Below are 20,257 nucleotides of genomic sequence, written 5' to 3' on the forward strand. Positions count from 1 at the left end.
AATGGAAAATAAAATAAAAATTACTTTGAAAAAAAGCCTTATAGGTCGAAAACCAAAGCATAAATTGATGGCTAAACAACTTGGTCTCGGGAAATTAAATTCAAGCGTATATCATCGAGATACTCCTGCAATCCGAGGTCTGATTAATCATATTAATTACATGCTTCTTGTTGAGGAGAGTGGGCAATGAAATTAAACAGTTTAACGCCTGAACCAGGCTCTCGTTCATCTGGAAAACGTTTGGGCAGAGGCATAGGCTCCGGGCTTGGAAAAACAAGTGGCAAGGGGCATAAAGGACAAAAATCACGTTCTGGCGGATACCATAAGATCAACTTTGAAGGCGGCCAAATGCCAATTCAAAGACGTCTGCCTAAGATGGGCTTTAAATCCAGAATTAGCCACTCTATAGATCAGGTTACTCTTGATGAGTTGGCAAAAATAGAGGCTGATGTTGTATCACTTGATTCGCTTAAAAGTGCAGGTGTTATCAATAAATCAATTAAGCAGGTTAAAGTAATCTTGTCTGGAGAATTGAATAAGCCTGTAAAATTAAAAGGGTTAAAAGTTACTAAAGGCGCCAAAGAGATCATTGAAAAAATGGGCGGCAGCATAGAAGAGTGATTATGAAAAGCCAAAAAAGCAGTCGATCACAGGGAGGATTATCTGAATTAAAATCCCGCCTGATGTTTGTCGTTATAGCCATATTGATATACAGATTAGGTGCACATATTCCAGTTCCTGGTCTTGATCCAACCAAATTGGCTAATTTTTTTAAGGAACAACAAAACACAATTTTTGGTTTGTTTAACATGTTTTCGGGAGGCGCGTTATCCCGGGTTACTGTGTTTGCTATAGGTATAATGCCTTATATCTCAGCGTCAATTATCATACAGTTATTTTCGGCAGTATCGCCTAAACTCGAGCAGCTTAAAAAGGAAGGTGAATCTGGCAGACGAAAAATAAATCAATATACACGTTACTTAACTTTAGTCTTGTCTGTTTTTCAGTCATTGGGAATGGCGAGATGGCTTGCAGGTCAGCAAATTGCATTACAGGCGGATTTTTCCTTCTATTTCACTGCTGTAAGCACTTTGGTAACCGGCACCATGTTTTTAATGTGGTTAGGGGAGCAAATAACTGAAAAGGGTATTGGCAATGGTATATCTTTAATCATCTTTTCAGGTATTGTATCCAGTATGCCAAATGCTATAGGTTCTGTCATGCAGCAAGTGAAAGAAGGGCAGATGCAGGCCCTAACTTTGATAGTTATCGCCGCAGTCGTTGTGGCGGTTACTGGTTTTGTTGTATTTGTTGAAAGGGCGCAACGGAGAATACGCGTAAATTATGCTCAACGTACACAAGGAAGAAAAGTTTACGCAGCACAAACCAGTCATTTACCATTGAAAATAAATATGTCGGGTGTTATTCCACCCATATTTGCATCGAGTATTATATTATTGCCTGCAACGTTGGCTCAGTTTTTCTCTAATACTCGGGGGATGGCATGGTTATCAGATGTTGGAATGGCGCTTTCGCCTGGACAACCGTTGTATTTGATTGTCTATGCATTGGCTATCGTATTTTTTGCATTTTTTTACGCGGCACTGGTATTTAATCCTAAAGACACTGCAGATAATTTAAAAAAATCTGGAGCCTACATACCAGGAATAAGACCTGGAGAACAAACCACAAAATATATTGATTCTGTCATGACAAGATTAACTTTAATAGGTGCTTTATATCTTGTGTTGGTTTGTTTGCTGCCTCAGATTTTAATGTACACTTGGCATGTGCCATTTTATTTTGGTGGTACCTCATTATTAATTATTGTCGTTGTTATTATGGACTTTGTTGCCCAGGTTCAGGCCCATTTAATGACCCAACAATATGATTCTTTAATGAAAAAAGCCAATGTAAAAGGTACAAAACTGCCTGGTTTATTATGAATATTTTTGGAGTTAAGAAATGAAAGTAAGAGCATCCGTCAAGCGTATTTGCCGTCATTGCAAGATTATTAAACGTAGCGGAACCATACGTGTAATATGCAAAGATGCGAGACATAAGCAGAAACAAGGTTGAAGACTTCTTGATTTTATTAATTGAAACTAGTATTCTTCTGTCCCTTTCTGGGCAGAATAAAACAACGTTCGGAGAAACAAATGGCGCGTATTGCGGGAGTAAACATACCGGATCATAAGCATGTGGTGATTGCATTAACATCAATCTATGGTATTGGCAGATCGACAGCAAATAAACTGTGTGTAACATTAAAAATAGACCCTTCAAGAAAAGTGGCTGAGTTATCAGAAGAAGAGTTAGATTCCATAAGAAATGAAATCAACAAATTGACAGTAGAGGGTGATTTGCGACGAATCGTTACCATGAATATAAAACGACTGATGGATCTGGGTTGCTATAGAGGCTTAAGACATAGACGTGGATTACCTCTACGTGGTCAAAGAACGAAAACAAATGCCCGCACGCGTAAAGGCCGACGAAAAGGCTGATGTAATCGAATTATTATTTGGGAATAAGAGATGGCTATATCAAAAACAAAACAAAAAACACGTAAAAAAACGAAACGTGTAGTATCTGATGGTATTGTGCATGTGCATGCTTCTTTTAATAATACTATTGTGACTTTTACTGATCGGCAAGGAAATGTGTTATGCTGGGCAACAGCCGGAGGCTCCGGTTTCCGAGGTTCTCGGAAAAGCACGCCCTACGCGGCTCAGGTGGCAGCAGAGCGTGCTTCTGCGATGGCTAAAGAATTTGGCATGAATTCTATCGCTGTATTTGTACGTGGACCAGGTCCTGGTAGAGAATCCACAATACGTGAGCTGATTTCACAGAATTTCAAAATTGTTGAAATAACCGATGTTACAGGCATACCACACAATGGTTGCAAGCCTCCTAAAAAACGTCGTGTATAAGATTCGGGAGTAATAATGGCTAGATATCTAGGACCAAAATGTAAATTGTCACGCCGTGAAGGAACAGATCTTCTGCTCAAAAGCGGGGTGCGTGATCATAAATCCAAATGCAAAGCAGAAAAATTACCGGGACAACATGGTGATAAAAAGCCGCGACTCAGCGATTATGGATTGCAGCTTCGTGAAAAACAAAAAATACGTCGTTTATATGGTGTTCTGGAAAAGCAATTTAGAAATTATTATAAAACGGCAGCCAGACAGAAGGGCTCAACCGGTGAAAACTTAATGAAATTGCTTGAGCGACGACTTGATAATGTGGTTTATCGCATGGGTTTTGCTAGTACTCGAGCTGAAGCTCGACAACTTGTTTCACATAAGGCAATTCTAGTTAACGATGAGGTGGTTAACATCCCGTCATATCTTGTTCAGCCCGGTGATGTGGTAAGTGTTCGCCAGAAAGCAAAACAACAAGGCCGCATTCAGGCTGCTGTTGCACTTTCTGAACAGCGGGCACCCTGTGAATGGATTTCGGTTGATCCGTCCTCTTTAAAAGGGACTTTTTCGACGGCTCCTTCATTAGGTGATTTATCGTCTGACTACAACGTGAACTTGGTTGTAGAACTTTACTCTAAGTAAGCTCGGAGACATAGCCGAATGTATACTGAAATAAACGAAATGCTGACACCTACTGTGCTGAAAGTGCAATCGGAGTCACCTTATCATGCTAAAATTGTTTTAGAGCCTTTAGAACGTGGTTACGGTCACACTTTAGGTAATGCTTTGCGAAGAATTTTGTTATCTTCCATGCCAGGAAGTGCTATAACTGAAGCTTCAATTGAGGGCGTGTTGCACGAATACAGTACAATTGAAGGTGTACAAGAAGATGTGGTTGATATCTTGCTGAACCTTAAACAAGTTGCTGTGAAATTAAATACCGACCGTGATGTCAGCCTCAAATTAAGTAAAGAAGGTCCAGGGCCGGTCACCGCTGGTGATATTCAGGCTACACATGGTGTCGAAATTATTAACCCTGATTTAATTATTGCTAATCTTAATGAAAACGGTAAGTTGGATATGACCTTAAAAATTGAGAAAGGCGTAGGCTTTCACACGACGGACACTTTTATTCGTGGTCTTGATGATGAAATTGTGAAGAAAGCCGTAGGGCATTTAAAAATTGATAATACTTTTTCTCCAGTTAAAAAAGTGGCTTATTATGTTGACAGTGCCCGTGTTGAGAACAGAACGGATCTGGATAAACTGACCATTGATTTGGAAACCAATGGTACAATTGATCCGGAAGAAGCTATACGTATATCAGCAACCATTCTTCAAAGGCAACTTCATGCATTCGTAGACATGAAGTTTGAAGAGTCCAGAAAGGAAAGCAAAGAGAAGAATGAGTTTGATCCGGTATTGCTGCGTCCAGTTGATGATTTAGAATTGACTGTCCGCTCTGCAAATTGTTTAAAAGCTGAAAATATATATTATATTGGTGATTTAGTTCAAAAAACAGAAAATGAACTGCTGAAAACACCTAACTTAGGTAAAAAATCACTTACTGAAATTAAGGATGTGCTAGCGTCACGTTCCTTGTCACTTGGTATGAAGCTTGAGAATTGGCCGCCAGAAAATCTAGGCGAGTAATAGTAGGAGTTTTGTCATGCGTCACCGTAATTCAGGTCGTAGTTTTAGTCGCACCAGCAGTCATAGAAAAGCAATGTTTTCAAATATGTGCTGCTCTTTAATTGAGCATGAGCTGATTAAGACTACACTTCCTAAGGCGAAAGAATTAAGAAAATATATTGAACCGTTAATTACAAGAAGCAAGAATGATTCAGTTGCTGACAGAAGATATGTTTTTGATACATTACGATCAAAATCTGCCGTCGGAAAATTATTTACAACGTTAGGTCCACGATATTCTGAGCGTCCAGGAGGCTATGTAAGAGTGATTAAATGTGGTTTCCGACCTGGAGATAATGCTCCTATGGCTATTGTTGAACTTATCGACAGACCAACTGAGATTGATGAAAGCTCGTCCGAAGCTTAATTCATGATGCTCGGTTTTTTTAATATTAATAGGAACCAATAAATTTTTATAGAGGGCACAAAATGAGCCTCTATCCCACAGATGGATTAAACAGTTATAAATTTATTTGAAGCCCGTAAACAGCGGGCTTTTTTTTATCTTCTACCCCTTCCAAAAAGATTCACTAAGTGAGAAAAAATGTCTTACTGAGGCTCAAGAAATGACCAGTTGTTTCGTTATAAAAAATTTCAAATTCAGTCATTTATTCACTTCATCTGTACTACTTCATTGAAAATTTTTTCTATCTTAAGCTTGGTATTTATAATAAGTGTTGGTACATTAAGTGACAATGAATAATATTGGTTGAGAACAATGAAGGCGATAACTGTTGATAGCTATGGTGGTACGAATCAATTAGTGCTGAAAGATGTGCCTGATCCAATGGTGGCCGACGATGACGTTTTAATTCGTATCAAAGCATGCAGTGTCAATCCTATCGATTGGAAAATACGCTCAGGATCTATGCGTTGGGTTTATCCTGTGAAGCTACCTGTTATTTTAGGGTTTGATTTTGCAGGTGAAGTTCAATCCGTAGGCAAAAATGTTCAAAAATTAAAACCGGGCGATCAGGTTTATGGTTGTTCGAATAAAAAAAGCGGCGGAACGTATGCTGAACTTATCGCCCTTAAAGAAAATGACGTATCAAAAATGCCTACGTCAATGACCTTTGAAGAGGCCGCCAGCGTCCCTTTATCCGCGCTTACAGCTTTACAAGGTTTAAGAGACAAGGGAGCTTTAAAAGCTAAGCAAAGGGCACTCATTATTGGAGCTTCAGGCGGGGTAGGTATGTTTGCTGTTCAAATTGCTAAAGGATTTGGCGCACATGTAACTGGTGTATGCAGCACGCCAAATGTACCTTTTGTGCAAAATTTGGGAGCGGATGAGGTCGTGGATTACAAAAAACAAGATGTTTTTGTAGAAGAACAAAAATACGACCTTATTTATGACTGTGTAGCAGCCCATAGTTATCAAAAGGCCAAAAAACACCTAACAGCACATGGAACTTATGTTACTACACTGCCTTCTTTATTTCTTGTTTTTTATCTTTTTTTAAGCAGATTTACTTCGCAAAAAGCAAAAATTATTTTTATGCAGGCAAATAAAGCTGATTTGGACTTTATTACGAAATTAATTGAAGATAACAAACTTAAAACTCATATTGACAGTATCTATCCAATAGAAAAGATTGCTGAGGCACATCAAAAAAGTGAAACTCATCATGCAACAGGAAAAATTGTAGTTTCTATACCTTAACAGATGCATATGGATGAGGCATTGGACTGAGAATAAATTAGCATTTAGAGGGTGTGGTTGATGCGTGGATAGTTGCACTATTATTGTATGGACCTTTACTCAAAGTTGGGTGGAGCCAGAAATCTCTGAAATCAGATTCTGAACAGGAAAAGCCTTTTACATAAATTTTTTTGCTACTGTTAATCGCAGTTTATTAATTTTTCCATTTTTTAATGAACCCCGTCAGGAAGGAAATCAGTAATCGTGTTAATTGCATTATGATGACCAGACTTCAAAATCTGCTCAATCCATGTGGTCCGGGGAAAAATGGTTGTAAAAAGTGATATGGTTAAAATATATAATGCTCGTTTTAATGACTACATGAGAGAAAAAAATGGTAAAGAAGCACTGGTCTAAGATAGAATTTCTTCATCAAAGCGTTAAAAATCCAAATATCCATATTAAAGGTACACATAGTTATTACTCTAATGCATGGACAGGAAATTTCGAAGAGTCCGTCGTGCGCTATCTTTATGGAGATGAATATAGCCTGGCTCATTGGGAGCCTCGATGGGAAATAGATCACTTATATATTGGTGATTATGTTTGTATCGCAGCGGAAGCTGTTATCATGCTTGGCGGCAACAATAATCATCGAGTGGATTGGTTTATTTTATATCCTTTTGACGATAGGTATGCCGAATCGTATGATTCTCGTGGTGATACTGTGATTAGTGACGGTGTGTGGATAGGAATGAGAGCTATGATAATGCCGGGGATCAAAATAGGCGAGGGAGCTATTATAGCTGCTAATGCGGTAGTAACAAAGGATGTTGAACCCTACACTATTGTGGCAGGGAGTCCTGCGAAACTTGTCAAAAGTCGGTTTGATCATGAAACAATAGAGCGATTGTTAGCGCTTAAAATCTATGATTGGCCAGAAGAAAAAATAAATGAAATGAAGGATTATCTTTGCTCTTCTGATATCAATAAGTTGGAAGCCATGGCTCATAATTATAAAGGTTGATAATTTACTTAATATGGAGCTCTTCCCACTTCGATAGATTGCCGTGGCTGTTATTTATTCAAGCCTATCAGTTACCTGGGCCTGCTGCGAAAATGAAAATCATTATTCTTGTGGATAAGTCTATTTATTAGGCACCCTGATTTTTACCGATTTGCTCTAGTTATTTCTAAAACATCAGAGCCACCAAGGCTTCGTGTAACCCTCCCTTAAAATAGCACCATTTTCAATTAGAGTTTCTCCGGCATAATAAGCAAAAAAGAGGAGGAACGATGAAACGCAGTCGCTTTACAGAAAATCAAATTTTAAACATATTAAAATCAGTTGAAGTAGGACGATTGGTAAAGGATGTATGCCGGGAACATGGGATATCCGATGCCACCTATTACAACTGGAAAGCAAAATACGGTGGGATGGAAGCCTCAGATATTAAACGCATGAAGCAACTTGAGGAAGAAAATGCAAAGCTGAAACGGATGTTTGCTGATTTGTCTCTGGAAAACCGTGCACTGAAGGATGTTATAGAAAAAAAGCTTTGAAGCCGGCTGAAAAGAGGGAAATGGCTGATTATCTGGTGCAGGAACATGGTCTGAGTCTCAGGCGAAGCTGCTCGGTATTACGCTTAAGTCGTACAGCTTACTACTATCAGCCGGCGATGGATAAGGATGAAGCGGTGATAAAAGAATTGGTGACCATAACCGAACACTATCCGCGTTATGGTTTCAGGAAGTTGTTTATCAAATTGCGGCAGGCAGGTTTCTCCTGGAATCATAAAAGAGTATACCGTGTTTATTGTGAGTTGAAGTTAAATATAAGGCGAAAAGGAAAACGCAGATTAGCTTCCCGTCACCCGGAACCTCTTGCTGTGCCTGATTCCCTTAACCATACATGGTCAGCTGATTTTATGAGTGATGCCCTCAATTGCGGCAGAAGATTCAGGACTTTTAATGTGGTAGATGATTTTAATCGGGAAGCTTTGGCAATTGAAATTGATTTGAGCTTGCCTGCTCTAAGGGTTATTCGGGTACTTGACCATATTGCCGCCAATCGAGGATATCCTGCAAGGTTGCGACTTGATAATGGACCTGAGTTTATTTCCCTTGCGTTAGCGGATTGGGCAGAAAAGCATGGTGTTATTCTTGAGTTTATTCAGCCGGGAAAGCCAACTCAAAATTCATTTGTGGAGCGGTTCAATAGAACTTATCGGAATGAAATATTGGATTTTTATCTATTTAGAAGTCTCAATGAGGTACGTGATATTACCACAAATTGGATGAAAGAATATAACGAAGAAAGACCACATGAATCACTCGGTGATATGTCACCTTTGGATTACAGATTGATTAAAAACAGGTCGGAAAACTCTAATTATAACTGGCACTAAAAAAGGGAGGTTTACATTCGCGTTCTATTTTTCATCAAATGAGAATTACTTGTTATCCACAAAATCAGTGGATAACTCTGTGAATATTTGGTGAAATGAGCGTTGCTGCAAGCTTTTTCCGAATTGTTTTTTAGTTTCACAATCCGACATTTATTTTCATTTTACGTCGGCGCACTTTGGAATTTTAAGCACGGTTTAAAATTCCAAAGTGCGCGTAAATGCAAAAAAGACGAAACTGTAACAGAATGAGTATATTTATTTTGGCTCAATATATTTACTGAGAAACGCATCAAGGTTATTTGCAAACCTCCTAATATCTGCTGAGCTTAGCTTTGCTACTGTGCCGCTAATCATACCGCTTTCCCTTAAGGACTCGTTAAAATCACGCATTGCACGTTTTTGCTTGATATTTGCTTTTGTATACAACTCACCTCTAGGATTTAATGCAATCCCTTTTTTATTGATTACTTCGCTTGCCAGTGGAATATCTGCTGTCACCACCAAGTCATTGGGCTGAATATTTTCTGTAATCTTGTTATCAGCTACATCAAATCCTGACTCTACCTGCAATCGTTTGATAAAAGGGGATGAAGGAATAGAGATGGTGTGATTAGCAACGATGATAACCTCAGTCTTTGTGCGAATTGCCGCCCGAAACAAAATATCTTTTATTTGATTCGGGCAGGCATCGCCGTCTATCCAAATACGCAATGATCTACTCGGTTAAAAAATTAGAAAATTGATTCATACCAGTTCAACAAGATGAGCTTGTAGCCCTTCAGTTAGCTGTAACTAGGATTTTGTACGTTTGCTCAAATCGTGTCTTTATTTCTGAATCTCAGTAACTGCAGGAACCATCAGGTTGAAAATAAATATTCACCGATTTTTTTTGGGTTAATACGACTTGACAGGTATTTACAGCGTTTTCAAGACGTAAAGCCAGGGTTGAATCGCGATACGGGATGCTATGGTTATGATCAAAGGTATCCGATCTGCGTCCAATGACAGCAAGCAGTGGTTTTAAATTTTCAACAGGGACAAAGCCGTGGGAATTACTTTCACTGCATTGATACTGACTCCCTTTGTTATCGCAATTAGTATAAAGCGTATAAGTTATTTCAAAATTGGCATTTACAGGAAAATGCTCCAAGCCCTGAACTTTTATTTGCACAGCACCACAGGCTGTCGTAAAAAGAAGTATTAATAAAGTGCCTAGTAAGGTAGAGGGTCTCATAGTCTCACTCGCTGACAATAAAATGCAAAATTATAAGTCAATCATGAAAAAATTAAAACATTTTTATTTATTTTTCTTGAACTTATTATGATATGGCAGGGTTCATGTCATTACCTTAGCTTAATTTTTGCTAGAATTAGGATAAAGAATGGGTAAAAAAAGAGAGGGGCTGTATGGATAAGTTGGTTTTGCATCCTACTGATACAAGTCAATGGTACGCCTTGGTGAATGAAGCGCAAGCTGAAACAAGTCTAATCCTTAATGAAAACACGGAAAGTTATCTGGTATTTCTACTCATGCGTTTTTCTTTAGGTTCAAGATTAATTGATTCCATTTTGGCAATGGATTTTCTGAATTCAATGAAACGCACGGGCAAACAGCAAGTTGAGTTATTGCGGGATGTGGGAGATAAAAGTTTACTCTTTTGTGGATTATTTCCTGGCATGGCGCAACGACGCAGAGTAAGTATTGATTATTTTATTGATATGGGGCAAATGGCCTATTTAACCGTGAGTGAATTGCAGGATAAGCCCGGCTCAGATTTATATTTTCAGCTGAGTGATCAGTTTATCGATTTGCAAAAAATACTACAGGCAATGCGCGGAGGTATCTCGAAAAAAGAATTGAGCAATAAATCTTCAAATTATCCCGAGTCGCCAATTCAATGAACGTTCATGATGGCCCTAGATAGGAGATATAATTTCTTTGTGTTCATGATTCATGATATGTAAAGTCGGCTCTGTGATGGAGTTGCATTCATTGTTATAGTTTTCCTGCAGTTCTTTGAACTGTTGTTTTTGCTGCTGAAGGATTTGATGTAGAGAGTGATAATGTTCTTTATGAAAATTGGCTAAATTTTCATGTTTGAAATCATTGTATTTCTTAAAAGCTATGGCATGAAAACGAACGGTTTTTATTAAGCGCTCGAGATGCATTTGCCGCGCATTTAAGTCCTGATATTTTGCGTGGCAATACTTATACTTTGCCAAATTATCAGCAGATACAACTGTGGCAAAAGAGGTTATGAATGTAAATATCAGTAAAATCCTGTAGAATTTCATTGAATACCCCGCCGCTTCTTATATTAAGTATATACTTAATCATCAAGCATTGCCCAATAATTGGGCAATTTTTTGTGTTGATACGCTCGTCAGAACCCACCTTCCACTGCAGAATATAGGTCAGAAGATATAGAAACAGTTATTTGTTATGGAATAACATGGCAATATCAATGGCATCAAAACTGTATTCTTGATTACAAAAGTCGCAAGTCACGACCACTTTGCCTTTTTCTTTTAACAAAGACTGAACTTCCTCTTCCCCAAGAATGGATAACACTTGTTTCATTTTGTCTTGACTGCAGCGGCATTTAAAGGAAATCCACCTGCTATCAAACAGACGAAGATCAGTTTCATGATAAAGACGATATAATAAAGTTGGATTATCAAGATTTAATAATTCTTCTTCTGAAACGGTTTGTCCAAGCTGAACGGCATATTCCCAAAATTGCTCACGTTGTTCTGTATTTTGATCCGGCATAAGCTGAAGCATCATACCAGCCGCTTTTCCTTTGCCGACAGCCAACCACACCCGCGTAGCTAATTGTTCAGACTGAGCAAAATAATGCATAATATTTTCACTCATGGAAGTGCTATGGAGGGGCACAACACTTTGATAAGCCTGGGTTTGGTGATATTGATTAAGTGTTAATACCATTTTTCCCTGTAGAAAAGCAGCGGCATAGTCTTTGATATCCATCGCTTTTTTAAATTTGGCAAAAGCGCGAATTTGCCGTTCATGATTACATTGCACCAGTAATAAGGAGAGTCGTTCATCCCCTTGGAATTGCAGACTTAATTCACCTTCAAATTTGATGCTGCTTGCTAAAAGAAGACAAGATAAAACCGCTTCAGCGAGCAAATGATTTATCAAAGGAGGATAATGATGTTGATGGATAATCGCTTGATAAGTCTCTTCAATACGAACGATTTCACCGCGAATGCTGGCATGTTCAAAAATAAAAGTTTGTATAGTATCAGTGTATTGCATAAATTATCCGGAAATGTAAAAGACGAAGCTGTGTCACATGAGCCATTTAAATCTTAGTGTAGAATAAGCAGGCTATTTTATACGATTTATAGCTAAAATTCCTTACTTTCTCCATTGCACATGAGAAATGAACAAGGGATAATGTTCTTTTTTTGCACGAGTAAAAGATGCTAAATCCCCAACAGAGAGCAGCAATGACCTATATTGAGGGACCCTTGCTGGTACTGGCGGGCGCAGGTAGTGGAAAAACCAGAGTCATTACACAGAAAATAGCTTATTTAATTGAAGATTGTGGTTATCCGGCCAGTTCAGTTTGTGCGGTTACTTTTACCAACAAAGCGGCTAATGAGATGAGAGAGCGCATCAATGCTCTGTTGGATGCCAAGCACAGACGAGGCTTAAAGGTTGCGACTTTTCATCGCCTGGGACTTGATATCATCAAAAAAAATGCTGCCTTCTGTGGTTTAAAAAAGGGATTTACCATTTTCGACAGTGAAGATTGTTTACATTTATTACAAAAATACTTGCCTTCCGGGCGAGCTAAAGACAGAGATTACTTAATGCAAATTCAACAGCAGATCTCTGGCTGGAAAAATGATTTGCTCAGTCCTGAAGATGTTACAGCAGAACATGTTGTTGCTGAAGAAGCGCAACATATTTATCCTTTTTACCAGAGCAGCCTGCGTGCTTATAATGCAGTTGATTTTGATGACTTAATTGGATTGCCTGTTCAACTTTTAGCGAAATGTCCTGAAGTTCTCGAGTATTGGCAAAATAAAATACGTTATTTGCTCATTGATGAATATCAGGATTCCAACAGCAGTCAATATCGATTCGTTAAACTGCTGGCAGGGGTAAAAGCGCAATTCACAGTGGTTGGAGACGATGATCAATCCATTTATGCCTGGCGAGGTGCTCGACCAGAAAATCTCATTCAGCTCAAGAATGATTTTCCTCAGCTTAAAGTCATTAAGCTGGAACAAAATTATCGCTCAACAGGACGAATTTTACATGCTGCTAACCATTTGATCGCTAATAATCGCCATCTTTTTACTAAAAAACTTTGGAGTGATTTGGGGCACGGTGAATTATTGCGTGTACTGAGTTGCAAAGACGAGCTGGATGAGGCGGAACAAGTGACAGCAGATTTGATTAGCCACAAATTGCGTACAGGAGCTTGTTATGGTCAGTATGCAATTCTTTATCGAGGGAATCATCAATCGCGTGTTTTTGAAAAAATCTTAAGGCAGCAAGGCATTCCCTATCGCATCAATGGGGGGCAATCCTGGTTTTCACGAACAGAAGTGAAGGATATATTTGCTTATCTTAAGCTTTTAGTAAATGAAAAGGATGATGCGGCGTTTTTAAGGATCATTAATACGCCAAAACGAGGCATAGGCGAGGCCAGCTTAAATGTACTGGGACATTATGCTCAATCAAGACATTTAAGTCTTTATGAAAGCTGTGACCATCTGGCCTTATCCGAACTCATGGCTGATAAGCCGCGCATGGCTTTACAGCAGTTTAAACAATGGCTGGAAAACATTAAGCGCTCTTTCGATACAATGTATGTAGCTGAGCAATTAAGGCAAATGGTTGAGGACAGTGGTTATGAAGCCTGGCTTTATGAACAAGCCGAAACACCGGCTAAAGCACAGAAACGGATGGAGAATGTCTGGGAATTAGTCGAGTGGGTAGGGCGTTTGTTCAATAAAAAACCGGAAAACACCTTAGCCGATGTTATCAATACACTTATCCTGATCGATATCCTGGAGCAGTCTGATGAACAGGATGTAGATAGGGTTCAATTGATGACCCTTCATGCTTCAAAGGGGCTTGAGTTTCCCTTTGTTTATCTCGTCGGCATGGAAGAAAATGTGCTGCCTCATCGAGTGAGTATTGAGGACGGGCACATAGAAGAGGAACGGCGTTTAGCCTATGTAGGAATTACCCGAGCACAAAAAACACTCTGCATGACTTTGGCTAAAAAAAGAAGAAGAGACGGGGAGCTACAGGATAGCCTGCCCAGTCGATTTCTGGAAGAATTACCTCAAGACAGCCTGGAGTGGTTTGGCCGCTTGGGTGAGCGAAACGAAGAACGCTCAAAAGCCTTGGCAAAAACTCATTTGTCTGGTTTAAAAAATTTGCTCAAGGAAAAGCAGGTTGATTGAGTCTGTCCCAATATGTGAGTTTGCCCTGCTCCTTGTTCATACGTTTGTGTTACTGCCAATATAGGGGTTCAGCGGTTACCCATCCTTGGGCTTTAAGATCCGTTATGCAGCAGGAGCGCCGATACGTTGAGGTAGATCGTTAATAAAACGTTGTGTGCTCGTTTCTTTTGGAGAAGAAAACCAGCGATGCTGATTATACACAGGCTTATCCTTGGCTTCGGTTAACATATTGTGTAGGGCGTGCGCTTCTTCACTTGTTTCCAATCCCGCCAGTTCATTTTTTAATTGGTGGAGTTCATTTATTTTGCTTTTAGCCGTGCTGCGACCAACCAGTGTTTTATTGAAATGCTTCTCTTCATATCGCTCGATACGGTATTGAGCATGCACCAGCTTCCAGTTTGTAGAAGTCACTGGATAAGCGTTTTCGACTTCATTTTTTTCTGCAGTTTTAGACGGCGGGTGGGAAGAGAATAAATCAGGAAAATAATCAAAAATAAATAATCTCTGCCTTTTACAAGCATCGACAAAACTGAGTTTTTTATCTTCCGTATTCAGTTTGCTCGTTGCCCAGTCCCAGACGGCAGATAAGAAATAAAGCGGTGAAAAAATGAACTTCACAATCTGTGTTGGAATATCATGACTGTGATCATGTCCAGCCTGAGCGTCCAGATGTTCTCTCCTTAGTTCATCGGCTGATTTTTCACCATGGTGATGATGATGTCCACCTAAATCCATAAAATAATGTAAATCTTCAAACCCTTCCGCGATGACACCTAAAAGAGCCGTGAGGATGTTAGGTATGCCGGGCACGCGATCAGCATTAACACCGATGCTGGTCAAATGCCCTAAAAAAAGGAGAATACGAATCGGGGTTACGGTGATTTTTAACAAAAGTCTGAATGGATTAAACAATTGCAGCCAGTTTTCTCTTTCGCGCAGATTTTTAAAGCCTTCTTTGATCTTACCGAAGAAGCCGCTTTTATGCTTTTCGTTTTCATCTTTATGCGTCAATTCTTCAAGTTCGGTATAACTTTCGTAACTGTTGTTTAAGCAAAATACCCCAGTAGACAAGCCGAGAACGATAGGGCTTATTATACCCATAATAAAGCCCGGTATTTTGCTCATCCAGGTATAAAGAGGTTTTGCTGCTTTAGCGATGGTAAACCATGTTCCCGCTGTACAGAGCGTTAAGGCAACAGCAAGAATAACCAAGGTGACAACCGCTAAAACACGTACCACATTCCCTATGGTGAATCCTTCGCTCAGTTTTTCTTTGATGTTTTTGTACCATTTTTGCAAGACCTCGTTATTCACCATATCCATGATGGAGTTATAAGTTTGTACGGCATAGGCGATACCGGCCATAACTATTAGAGAAGCAATAAGTATGCCAATCGGGCCACCAAACACGGAACCGGCCAGTAAGGCGGATAACAAAGGCATAGCTGCCAAGGATTCTGCAAATAAATAAGATGTGCCCAAGCCCATAAAAACACCGGCCACAAGGGAAAAAACTTTTGCAGCCTGATTAATATAATAGCGTCTTTTGTAAAGAGCCTGCATATCGTTCTGGCCATTAGCTTTAAGCCAAGCCAAAAGCGCTCTTTGATATTCTGTGATACCCTCTTCTTCCTCCTCTAATTTTTTCTTTCTGAACAACTGTCTGGCAAACCATTTGTCCATATCGCGCAGGGCTTTTTCTGCCAACTCTTTTTCTTGTTTTAAAGATTTGTCTTTTTTATAGGCTTTTCTTAAAGCTTCTACCCGCTTTAATTGTTCTTCGTAATCGTTAAAAAATTCGGGACGGTTTTTATCTTTAGGAAAATGATTGAGTAGAAATTTTTTAGCCAAATCCTGTTTGATGTAACCCGGTTTAAAAAGTTTGTTTAATCCATTTTTGATGTTTTGAAAATACACCTCTCCTTCATAGGAAGTGGATAATGCAAAAGCGCCGATAGCAAGTGGCAGGATAGGCCATAAAGCAAGCATCCCGCCAAAGCTGAGAAAGCCCACGGTGACACTGGCGCCTAAGGTCAATAAAAAAATGAGAAGATATAAAGGTATTTTTTTTGCTTTCATTGCATTCCAAAAGAGCAGAAAATACGAACTTTATAACAAATGAAAATGATTATCAATAGCATTAAGAGGAAACAAGTATCAATAAAAAAATTTGTTAAGGAGTAAAAACTCGAACACAACGAACACCAAGCGTGCTTGTTTTTCCTATGCCACATAACTTAAATAAAATTGTGCCTCATGCGTATAGAGATGAGAAAGCGACAATCCTGTATTTAGCGTTTGTCCGGGAGCGCGGTTAAGCTGACTTTTACCCCAGTCGCTAAATGCATAACCGAGGCCGGGCTTGCCAGTGACGGTCAATGGCTTTTTGTACACCAGGGCCCACCGTATAAGTAAAGGTGTTTTTCGTGTTATTACTAAAAGGAGGTGCCGGCACTTCTTCAAAAATCTTTGGAGTCACCGTGAAATCATAAGCCCGATTAAAAGCGGTTCCTAAACTTGCGCTTACATAGGGCTGAACCATGTCATTGATATCTGCCAGCAGTTTGGCTTTTATCGCCACTCGCGTGTGATTGATTTTGTAGGTGTAACGAAAATTATTAAATTCAGGGTCGGCATCTTCCCATATATCACCATCTAGCCATGTGGAGGTTGTCGCAGCCACTGCGATTCCGATTTGCCCCAGCAGAAGGGAGCTTACAGAACGCTGTATCCCTAAAAATAATTCACCGCTGGCAAGAACATGATGCGTTTTCTGAGCGTCCCAGGTTTTTTGTATGTCCGGTTGTAAGTAAAACGTTTGAGTTTTGCCGCCCCGAGCCCAGACCGGACCTGTACCCACTGCAACAACATAACCCGATAAATGACGACTGCTTTTGTTTTTTAAAAGTTCGGTTGATTGGCCTCCTGCCAGTGCCGATTGAGTATTTAATACCGCCAGCGCATATAACAGAGCGTGATGAGCTCTAAACGTTACTTTCATGAAGTTTTCCCTCTTTGAGATGTTTTGGACTGTGGGTTTGCAAATTATATTTTTTCCTTATTTATCAATAGAATTAACATGGTTCTATGGTTTCTTTTAAAGTGAGCCTATCACAAAAGTCACTTGAAAAAACTTGAAACCCTATATTGACTGCAGCCAACTATAAATTCAATCATGATTATAAATCAATTGGATTTGAATGAGCAAAAGCAACGTCTGCACATATAAAAATAAATAATAATATTGGTTTGCATCCTTATGTTCATAAGGTAGTATCTAAAAGCTTTTGTAAAAAAAACAAGGAGAAGCAATGCAATTTAACCAATGGAAAACAGGGCTTGTTGCTGGTTTGGCATTTATCGTTCAACCTCTCTGGGCGCAATCCACGCCAATTAGGGAGCAATTACAAGTTCCTCAATGCCTTGCGGCAAAAATCAGAAGCTCTTACCAGACACTCGCTGAAAATAAGCAATACAAGATCATTGACATCGCTTCCGATGAGATTGAGAATCTGGCACGGTTGGCTGATGAAGTTCGTTGCGGTCGTTTTGTTAATGTGACCCACAGACTGCAGCAATCATTGCAGGCTAAGCCTCAAGCCGCTCTTAAACTTCTTCAGCGCCACTCCGTTAAAAGCATTAAAACCGAGGCGGATAATTATGAAATTCATCATGAGAAAGAGGTTAAGGAAGCGATCGCTCAAGTCGATGAGGAAAACATCTGGCAAACCCTCACTCATTTAACTTCTTATTTTAACCGCTCGGCCACAAAAAATACGGGGGTTGAAACGGCTGAATGGTTGAAAGCTCAATTTGAAAAAATGGCTGTGGAGAATGGACGCCAGGATACGGCGGCTTATTTTGTCAAAACCGGTTTTTACAAACAACCCTCTTTAGTAACGGTGATTGGCAAGGATATTCAGGCTCCGGCTGTGGTTATCGGCGCTCACATGGATACGCTTGACGGCCGTATGCCTGGCGCTGGAGATGACGGCAGTGGTTCTTCCAGTCTTATGGAAGCTGCCCGGGTTTTGCTGGCTTCAACAAATGTTTTAAACCGTCCGGTTTATATTATTTGGTATTCTGCCGAAGAACGAGGTCTTGTGGGTTCACAATATGTAGTTGAGCATTTCTCGAATAAATCCATTCCTGTCAGAGCGGTTGTTCAACTGGATATGACAGGTTTTAGAAATGATCCTCACGATCCTACCATGTGGGTATTTACCGATTATACCGATAAAAAATTAAGCACATTTATTGCGGATTTGATCAAAACTTACATTAAAGTTCCCGTTAAATACTCTCATTGTGGTTACGGATGTAGCGATCATGCTTCCTGGCATGACATAGGCATTCCTGCTGCTTTTCCGTGTGAAACCAGCTTTGAAGAACATAATCCTTATATTCATTCTTCATCGGATACCATGGACTTACTGAGTCGTGAACACATGGCCAACTTCTCCAAACTTGCTCTGGCTTTTGCTATTGAATTGGCGAGTGCATAAGGTTTATTTCATCGGCTTTTGCTGCACCCCAGGTTTCAGACATCGGTATGGGGTGCAGTAATGCATAATATTGTATGTTTGGCTTTATAACATTTGCCGGGGGGGAATGGACTATACTTGTTTTTATGTGAATCAAGAAAATAGCTGGCATGCGAATCGTTATATCTGGCACTCATTCTGTTGGAAAAAGCACTTTTGTAAAAGATTTTATTTCATATTTTCCAAATTTCATTCGTGAAGAAGAGCCTTATCGGGCATTAAGAGATATCTATGACATAAAATTTGGCAAAAGTTCGACTTGTTTTTGTAATGGATTACAATTTTATTATAATTTAAGTCGATTATTGAGTTATCAAGGTTCTGAGCAAGTGATTTTTGATCGATGTCCCGTTGATTATATTGCCTATTCTTTGTATACCGCACGTTACCGACAAACGGATATTGATTTGAAATTTGTCGAAAGCCTGATTGAGCCTTCAAGGAAAGCTTTAAAGAATATTGATTTGTTGATTTTTATTCCCATTACTGAAAAGCACCTTGTTGAACTGGAAGACGACGGGATTCGACCTGTGGATGTGAGTTACCGCTCGGAAGTGGACGAATATTTTAAGCAATTATATCGGGAAAATCTTTACGATATCGTAGAGAAATATGCTGATAAATTAATTGAGATTTGGGGAACACGTGAACAAAGAATTCAACAGGTAGAAGCTTACATCAAATAAGAATGCTTTGTTAAAAATTCGGGTTAAAAATACCTCATCCATATAGTAAGGAATAGCATGGCGGATACAGACATCTTTATTGAAGGACTTCTTTTTCCGGAAGCAGGTCGTTGGTATCAAGATAAACTCTGGTTCGTGGATATTTGGGATCAAAAAGTTTATCAGGCCGATAAACAGGGCCAATTAACAGAGATCGTTAAAATAAAGGACAAACCGGCCGGCTTAGGCTGGCTCAGCGATGGAACTTTATTAATAACGTCTTTATTTGATCGCTTATTGTTAAGTTATGATGGTAAAGACATCAAAACCTATGCCGATCTAAACGAGTTTGCACCGCCCGGTTACTGCCATGATATGGTGGTCAGTGAAAAAGACATTATCTATTTAAGCAACTCCGGATTTTATCCGGGACCTCAAGCAAAAGTTATCTCTTCTCCTATCATTAAAATAGACGGGCATAAGCTCTCTTATGCAGCAAAAGAACTGGGCTATCCTAATGGAATTATCATTAAGAATCAGCAGCTCTATGTAGCGGAAACTTTTGCTTCACGACTAACGGTTTTTGATATTGATGAACAGGGAAATTTAAATCACAGGCGGATTTTAAAGCAATTTGATGATTTGGGTTTTACCGTCCGTTTTGATGAACAGGGCGTGCCTTTAAATCTTGAGCGGGTCTATATTGACGGAATTTGTGCAGGCTTAAAGAACACATTGTGGCTAAGTTCTCCGGGAGGGGATGAAGTGATCCAGATCAATGATGAGGGGGAAGTCCTTCAGCGTATTAAAACGCGTCATCACCCTTTCGATTGTATTCATGGTAGTGACAACGTGCTTTATATCATGACCACTTCAGCGATTCCGGGAAAAAGAGAGGGTTTTATCGAAGCCGTCTCCCTGGCTTAAT

Annotated in this window: 23 protein-coding genes; 17 read left to right on the forward strand and 6 right to left on the reverse strand. The window is 39.5% G+C overall.

Annotated features, from left to right (window positions below):
* The first annotated feature begins 1 nt into the window (after position 1).
* The 12 genes from rpmD to E4T55_RS08755 all read left to right on the forward strand — a co-directional run bounded on the left by rpmD (position 2) and on the right by E4T55_RS08755 (position 8,666).
* Positions 2 to 190 (forward strand): 50S ribosomal protein L30, encoded by a 189-nt coding sequence (gene rpmD, locus E4T55_RS08700; RefSeq protein ID WP_058502180.1) that lies wholly within the window; start codon positions 2 to 4, stop codon positions 188 to 190.
* Positions 187 to 621: a 50S ribosomal protein L15 gene (gene rplO, locus E4T55_RS08705; RefSeq protein WP_058502181.1), complete on the forward strand. Its 435-nt coding sequence runs from the start codon at positions 187 to 189 to the stop codon at positions 619 to 621. Before rpmD ends, rplO begins: the two co-directional genes overlap by 4 nt.
* A gap of 2 nt (positions 622 to 623) precedes the next feature.
* Positions 624 to 1,946 carry a preprotein translocase subunit SecY gene (secY, locus tag E4T55_RS08710; RefSeq protein WP_058502182.1) on the forward strand — a complete coding sequence of 441 codons (1,323 nt, stop codon included), beginning with the start codon at positions 624 to 626 and terminating at the stop codon, positions 1,944 to 1,946.
* 19 nt (positions 1,947 to 1,965) lie between these two features.
* The gene (rpmJ, locus tag E4T55_RS08715; protein WP_082636545.1) at positions 1,966 to 2,079 is read left to right on the forward strand and encodes a 50S ribosomal protein L36; all 114 of its coding nucleotides are present in this window, start codon (positions 1,966 to 1,968) and stop codon (positions 2,077 to 2,079) included.
* A gap of 80 nt (positions 2,080 to 2,159) precedes the next feature.
* Complete coding sequence (gene rpsM, locus E4T55_RS08720) at positions 2,160 to 2,507, forward strand: 30S ribosomal protein S13 (protein ID WP_058502183.1); 348 nt, start codon at positions 2,160 to 2,162, stop codon at positions 2,505 to 2,507.
* A 30-nt stretch (positions 2,508 to 2,537) separates the two neighbouring features.
* Complete coding sequence (rpsK, locus tag E4T55_RS08725) at positions 2,538 to 2,933, forward strand: 30S ribosomal protein S11 (RefSeq protein WP_115325331.1); 396 nt, start codon at positions 2,538 to 2,540, stop codon at positions 2,931 to 2,933.
* 15 nt (positions 2,934 to 2,948) lie between these two features.
* Entirely contained in the window at positions 2,949 to 3,569 is a 621-nt protein-coding gene (rpsD, locus tag E4T55_RS08730) for a 30S ribosomal protein S4 (protein WP_058502184.1), read from the forward strand.
* Positions 3,570 to 3,587: 18 nt separating this feature from the next.
* Complete coding sequence (locus E4T55_RS08735) at positions 3,588 to 4,580, forward strand: DNA-directed RNA polymerase subunit alpha (protein WP_058502185.1); 993 nt, start codon at positions 3,588 to 3,590, stop codon at positions 4,578 to 4,580.
* Positions 4,581 to 4,596: 16 nt separating this feature from the next.
* A complete protein-coding gene (gene rplQ / locus E4T55_RS08740) occupies positions 4,597 to 4,986 on the forward strand; it encodes a 50S ribosomal protein L17 (protein WP_058502186.1) in 390 nt (129 codons plus the stop codon).
* Between the two features lie 351 nt (positions 4,987 to 5,337).
* Positions 5,338 to 6,279 carry an NAD(P)-dependent alcohol dehydrogenase gene (locus E4T55_RS08745; RefSeq protein WP_058502187.1) on the forward strand — a complete coding sequence of 314 codons (942 nt, stop codon included), beginning with the start codon at positions 5,338 to 5,340 and terminating at the stop codon, positions 6,277 to 6,279.
* A gap of 373 nt (positions 6,280 to 6,652) precedes the next feature.
* The gene (locus E4T55_RS08750) at positions 6,653 to 7,285 is read left to right on the forward strand and encodes a CatB-related O-acetyltransferase (RefSeq protein ID WP_058502188.1); all 633 of its coding nucleotides are present in this window, start codon (positions 6,653 to 6,655) and stop codon (positions 7,283 to 7,285) included.
* A gap of 269 nt (positions 7,286 to 7,554) precedes the next feature.
* A protein-coding gene (locus tag E4T55_RS08755) for an IS3 family transposase (protein ID WP_242604080.1) occupies positions 7,555 to 8,666 on the forward strand; the annotation gives its coding sequence in 2 pieces (ribosomal slippage) (positions 7,555 to 7,807 and positions 7,807 to 8,666; 1,113 coding nt in all).
* Positions 8,667 to 8,921: 255 nt separating this feature from the next.
* Here E4T55_RS08755 and E4T55_RS08760 read toward each other — a convergent pair.
* Positions 8,922 to 9,377, reverse strand: a complete 456-nt coding sequence (locus E4T55_RS08760; protein ID WP_058501370.1) for a YaiI/YqxD family protein — start codon at positions 9,375 to 9,377, stop codon at positions 8,922 to 8,924.
* Positions 9,378 to 9,504: 127 nt separating this feature from the next.
* Positions 9,505 to 9,900: a hypothetical protein gene (locus tag E4T55_RS08765; protein ID WP_058501371.1), complete on the reverse strand. Its 396-nt coding sequence runs from the start codon at positions 9,898 to 9,900 to the stop codon at positions 9,505 to 9,507.
* A gap of 173 nt (positions 9,901 to 10,073) precedes the next feature.
* On the opposite strand from E4T55_RS08765, the gene E4T55_RS08770 reads away from it, so the two are divergent.
* Positions 10,074 to 10,568 carry a hypothetical protein gene (locus E4T55_RS08770; RefSeq protein WP_058501372.1) on the forward strand — a complete coding sequence of 165 codons (495 nt, stop codon included), beginning with the start codon at positions 10,074 to 10,076 and terminating at the stop codon, positions 10,566 to 10,568.
* A gap of 15 nt (positions 10,569 to 10,583) precedes the next feature.
* On the opposite strand, the gene E4T55_RS08775 is transcribed toward E4T55_RS08770, so the two are convergent.
* Entirely contained in the window at positions 10,584 to 10,961 is a 378-nt protein-coding gene (locus tag E4T55_RS08775) for a hypothetical protein (RefSeq protein WP_058501373.1), read from the reverse strand.
* 139 nt (positions 10,962 to 11,100) lie between these two features.
* The gene (hslO, locus tag E4T55_RS08780; RefSeq protein ID WP_058501374.1) at positions 11,101 to 11,949 is read right to left on the reverse strand and encodes an Hsp33 family molecular chaperone HslO; all 849 of its coding nucleotides are present in this window, start codon (positions 11,947 to 11,949) and stop codon (positions 11,101 to 11,103) included.
* Between the two features lie 167 nt (positions 11,950 to 12,116).
* On the opposite strand from hslO, the gene E4T55_RS08785 reads away from it, so the two are divergent.
* Complete coding sequence (locus E4T55_RS08785; RefSeq protein WP_058501375.1) at positions 12,117 to 14,120, forward strand: UvrD-helicase domain-containing protein; 2,004 nt, start codon at positions 12,117 to 12,119, stop codon at positions 14,118 to 14,120.
* 102 nt (positions 14,121 to 14,222) lie between these two features.
* Here E4T55_RS08785 and E4T55_RS08790 read toward each other — a convergent pair whose 3' ends face one another.
* Together E4T55_RS08790 and E4T55_RS08795 are read right to left on the reverse strand one after the other, a co-directional pair.
* On the reverse strand, positions 14,223 to 16,199 hold the full coding sequence (locus E4T55_RS08790; protein ID WP_058501376.1) for a hypothetical protein: 1,977 nt from the start codon (positions 16,197 to 16,199) through the stop codon (positions 14,223 to 14,225).
* A gap of 259 nt (positions 16,200 to 16,458) precedes the next feature.
* The gene (locus tag E4T55_RS08795) at positions 16,459 to 17,121 is read right to left on the reverse strand and encodes an outer membrane protein (RefSeq protein WP_058501377.1); all 663 of its coding nucleotides are present in this window, start codon (positions 17,119 to 17,121) and stop codon (positions 16,459 to 16,461) included.
* A gap of 310 nt (positions 17,122 to 17,431) precedes the next feature.
* Here E4T55_RS08795 and lapA point away from each other — a divergent pair, with 310 nt between their 5' ends.
* The 3 genes from lapA (at position 17,432) to E4T55_RS08810 (ending at position 20,256) form a co-directional block, all read left to right on the forward strand.
* The gene (lapA, locus tag E4T55_RS08800; protein ID WP_058501378.1) at positions 17,432 to 18,625 is read left to right on the forward strand and encodes an aminopeptidase LapA; all 1,194 of its coding nucleotides are present in this window, start codon (positions 17,432 to 17,434) and stop codon (positions 18,623 to 18,625) included.
* A 149-nt stretch (positions 18,626 to 18,774) separates the two neighbouring features.
* The gene (locus E4T55_RS08805; protein ID WP_058501379.1) at positions 18,775 to 19,350 is read left to right on the forward strand and encodes an AAA family ATPase; all 576 of its coding nucleotides are present in this window, start codon (positions 18,775 to 18,777) and stop codon (positions 19,348 to 19,350) included.
* 57 nt (positions 19,351 to 19,407) lie between these two features.
* On the forward strand, positions 19,408 to 20,256 hold the full coding sequence (locus E4T55_RS08810) for an SMP-30/gluconolactonase/LRE family protein (protein ID WP_058501380.1): 849 nt from the start codon (positions 19,408 to 19,410) through the stop codon (positions 20,254 to 20,256).
* The last annotated feature ends 1 nt before the right edge of the window (position 20,257 follow it).

It is taken from the genome of Legionella israelensis, assembly GCF_004571175.1.
GTDB lineage: Bacteria > Pseudomonadota > Gammaproteobacteria > Legionellales > Legionellaceae > Legionella_D > Legionella_D israelensis.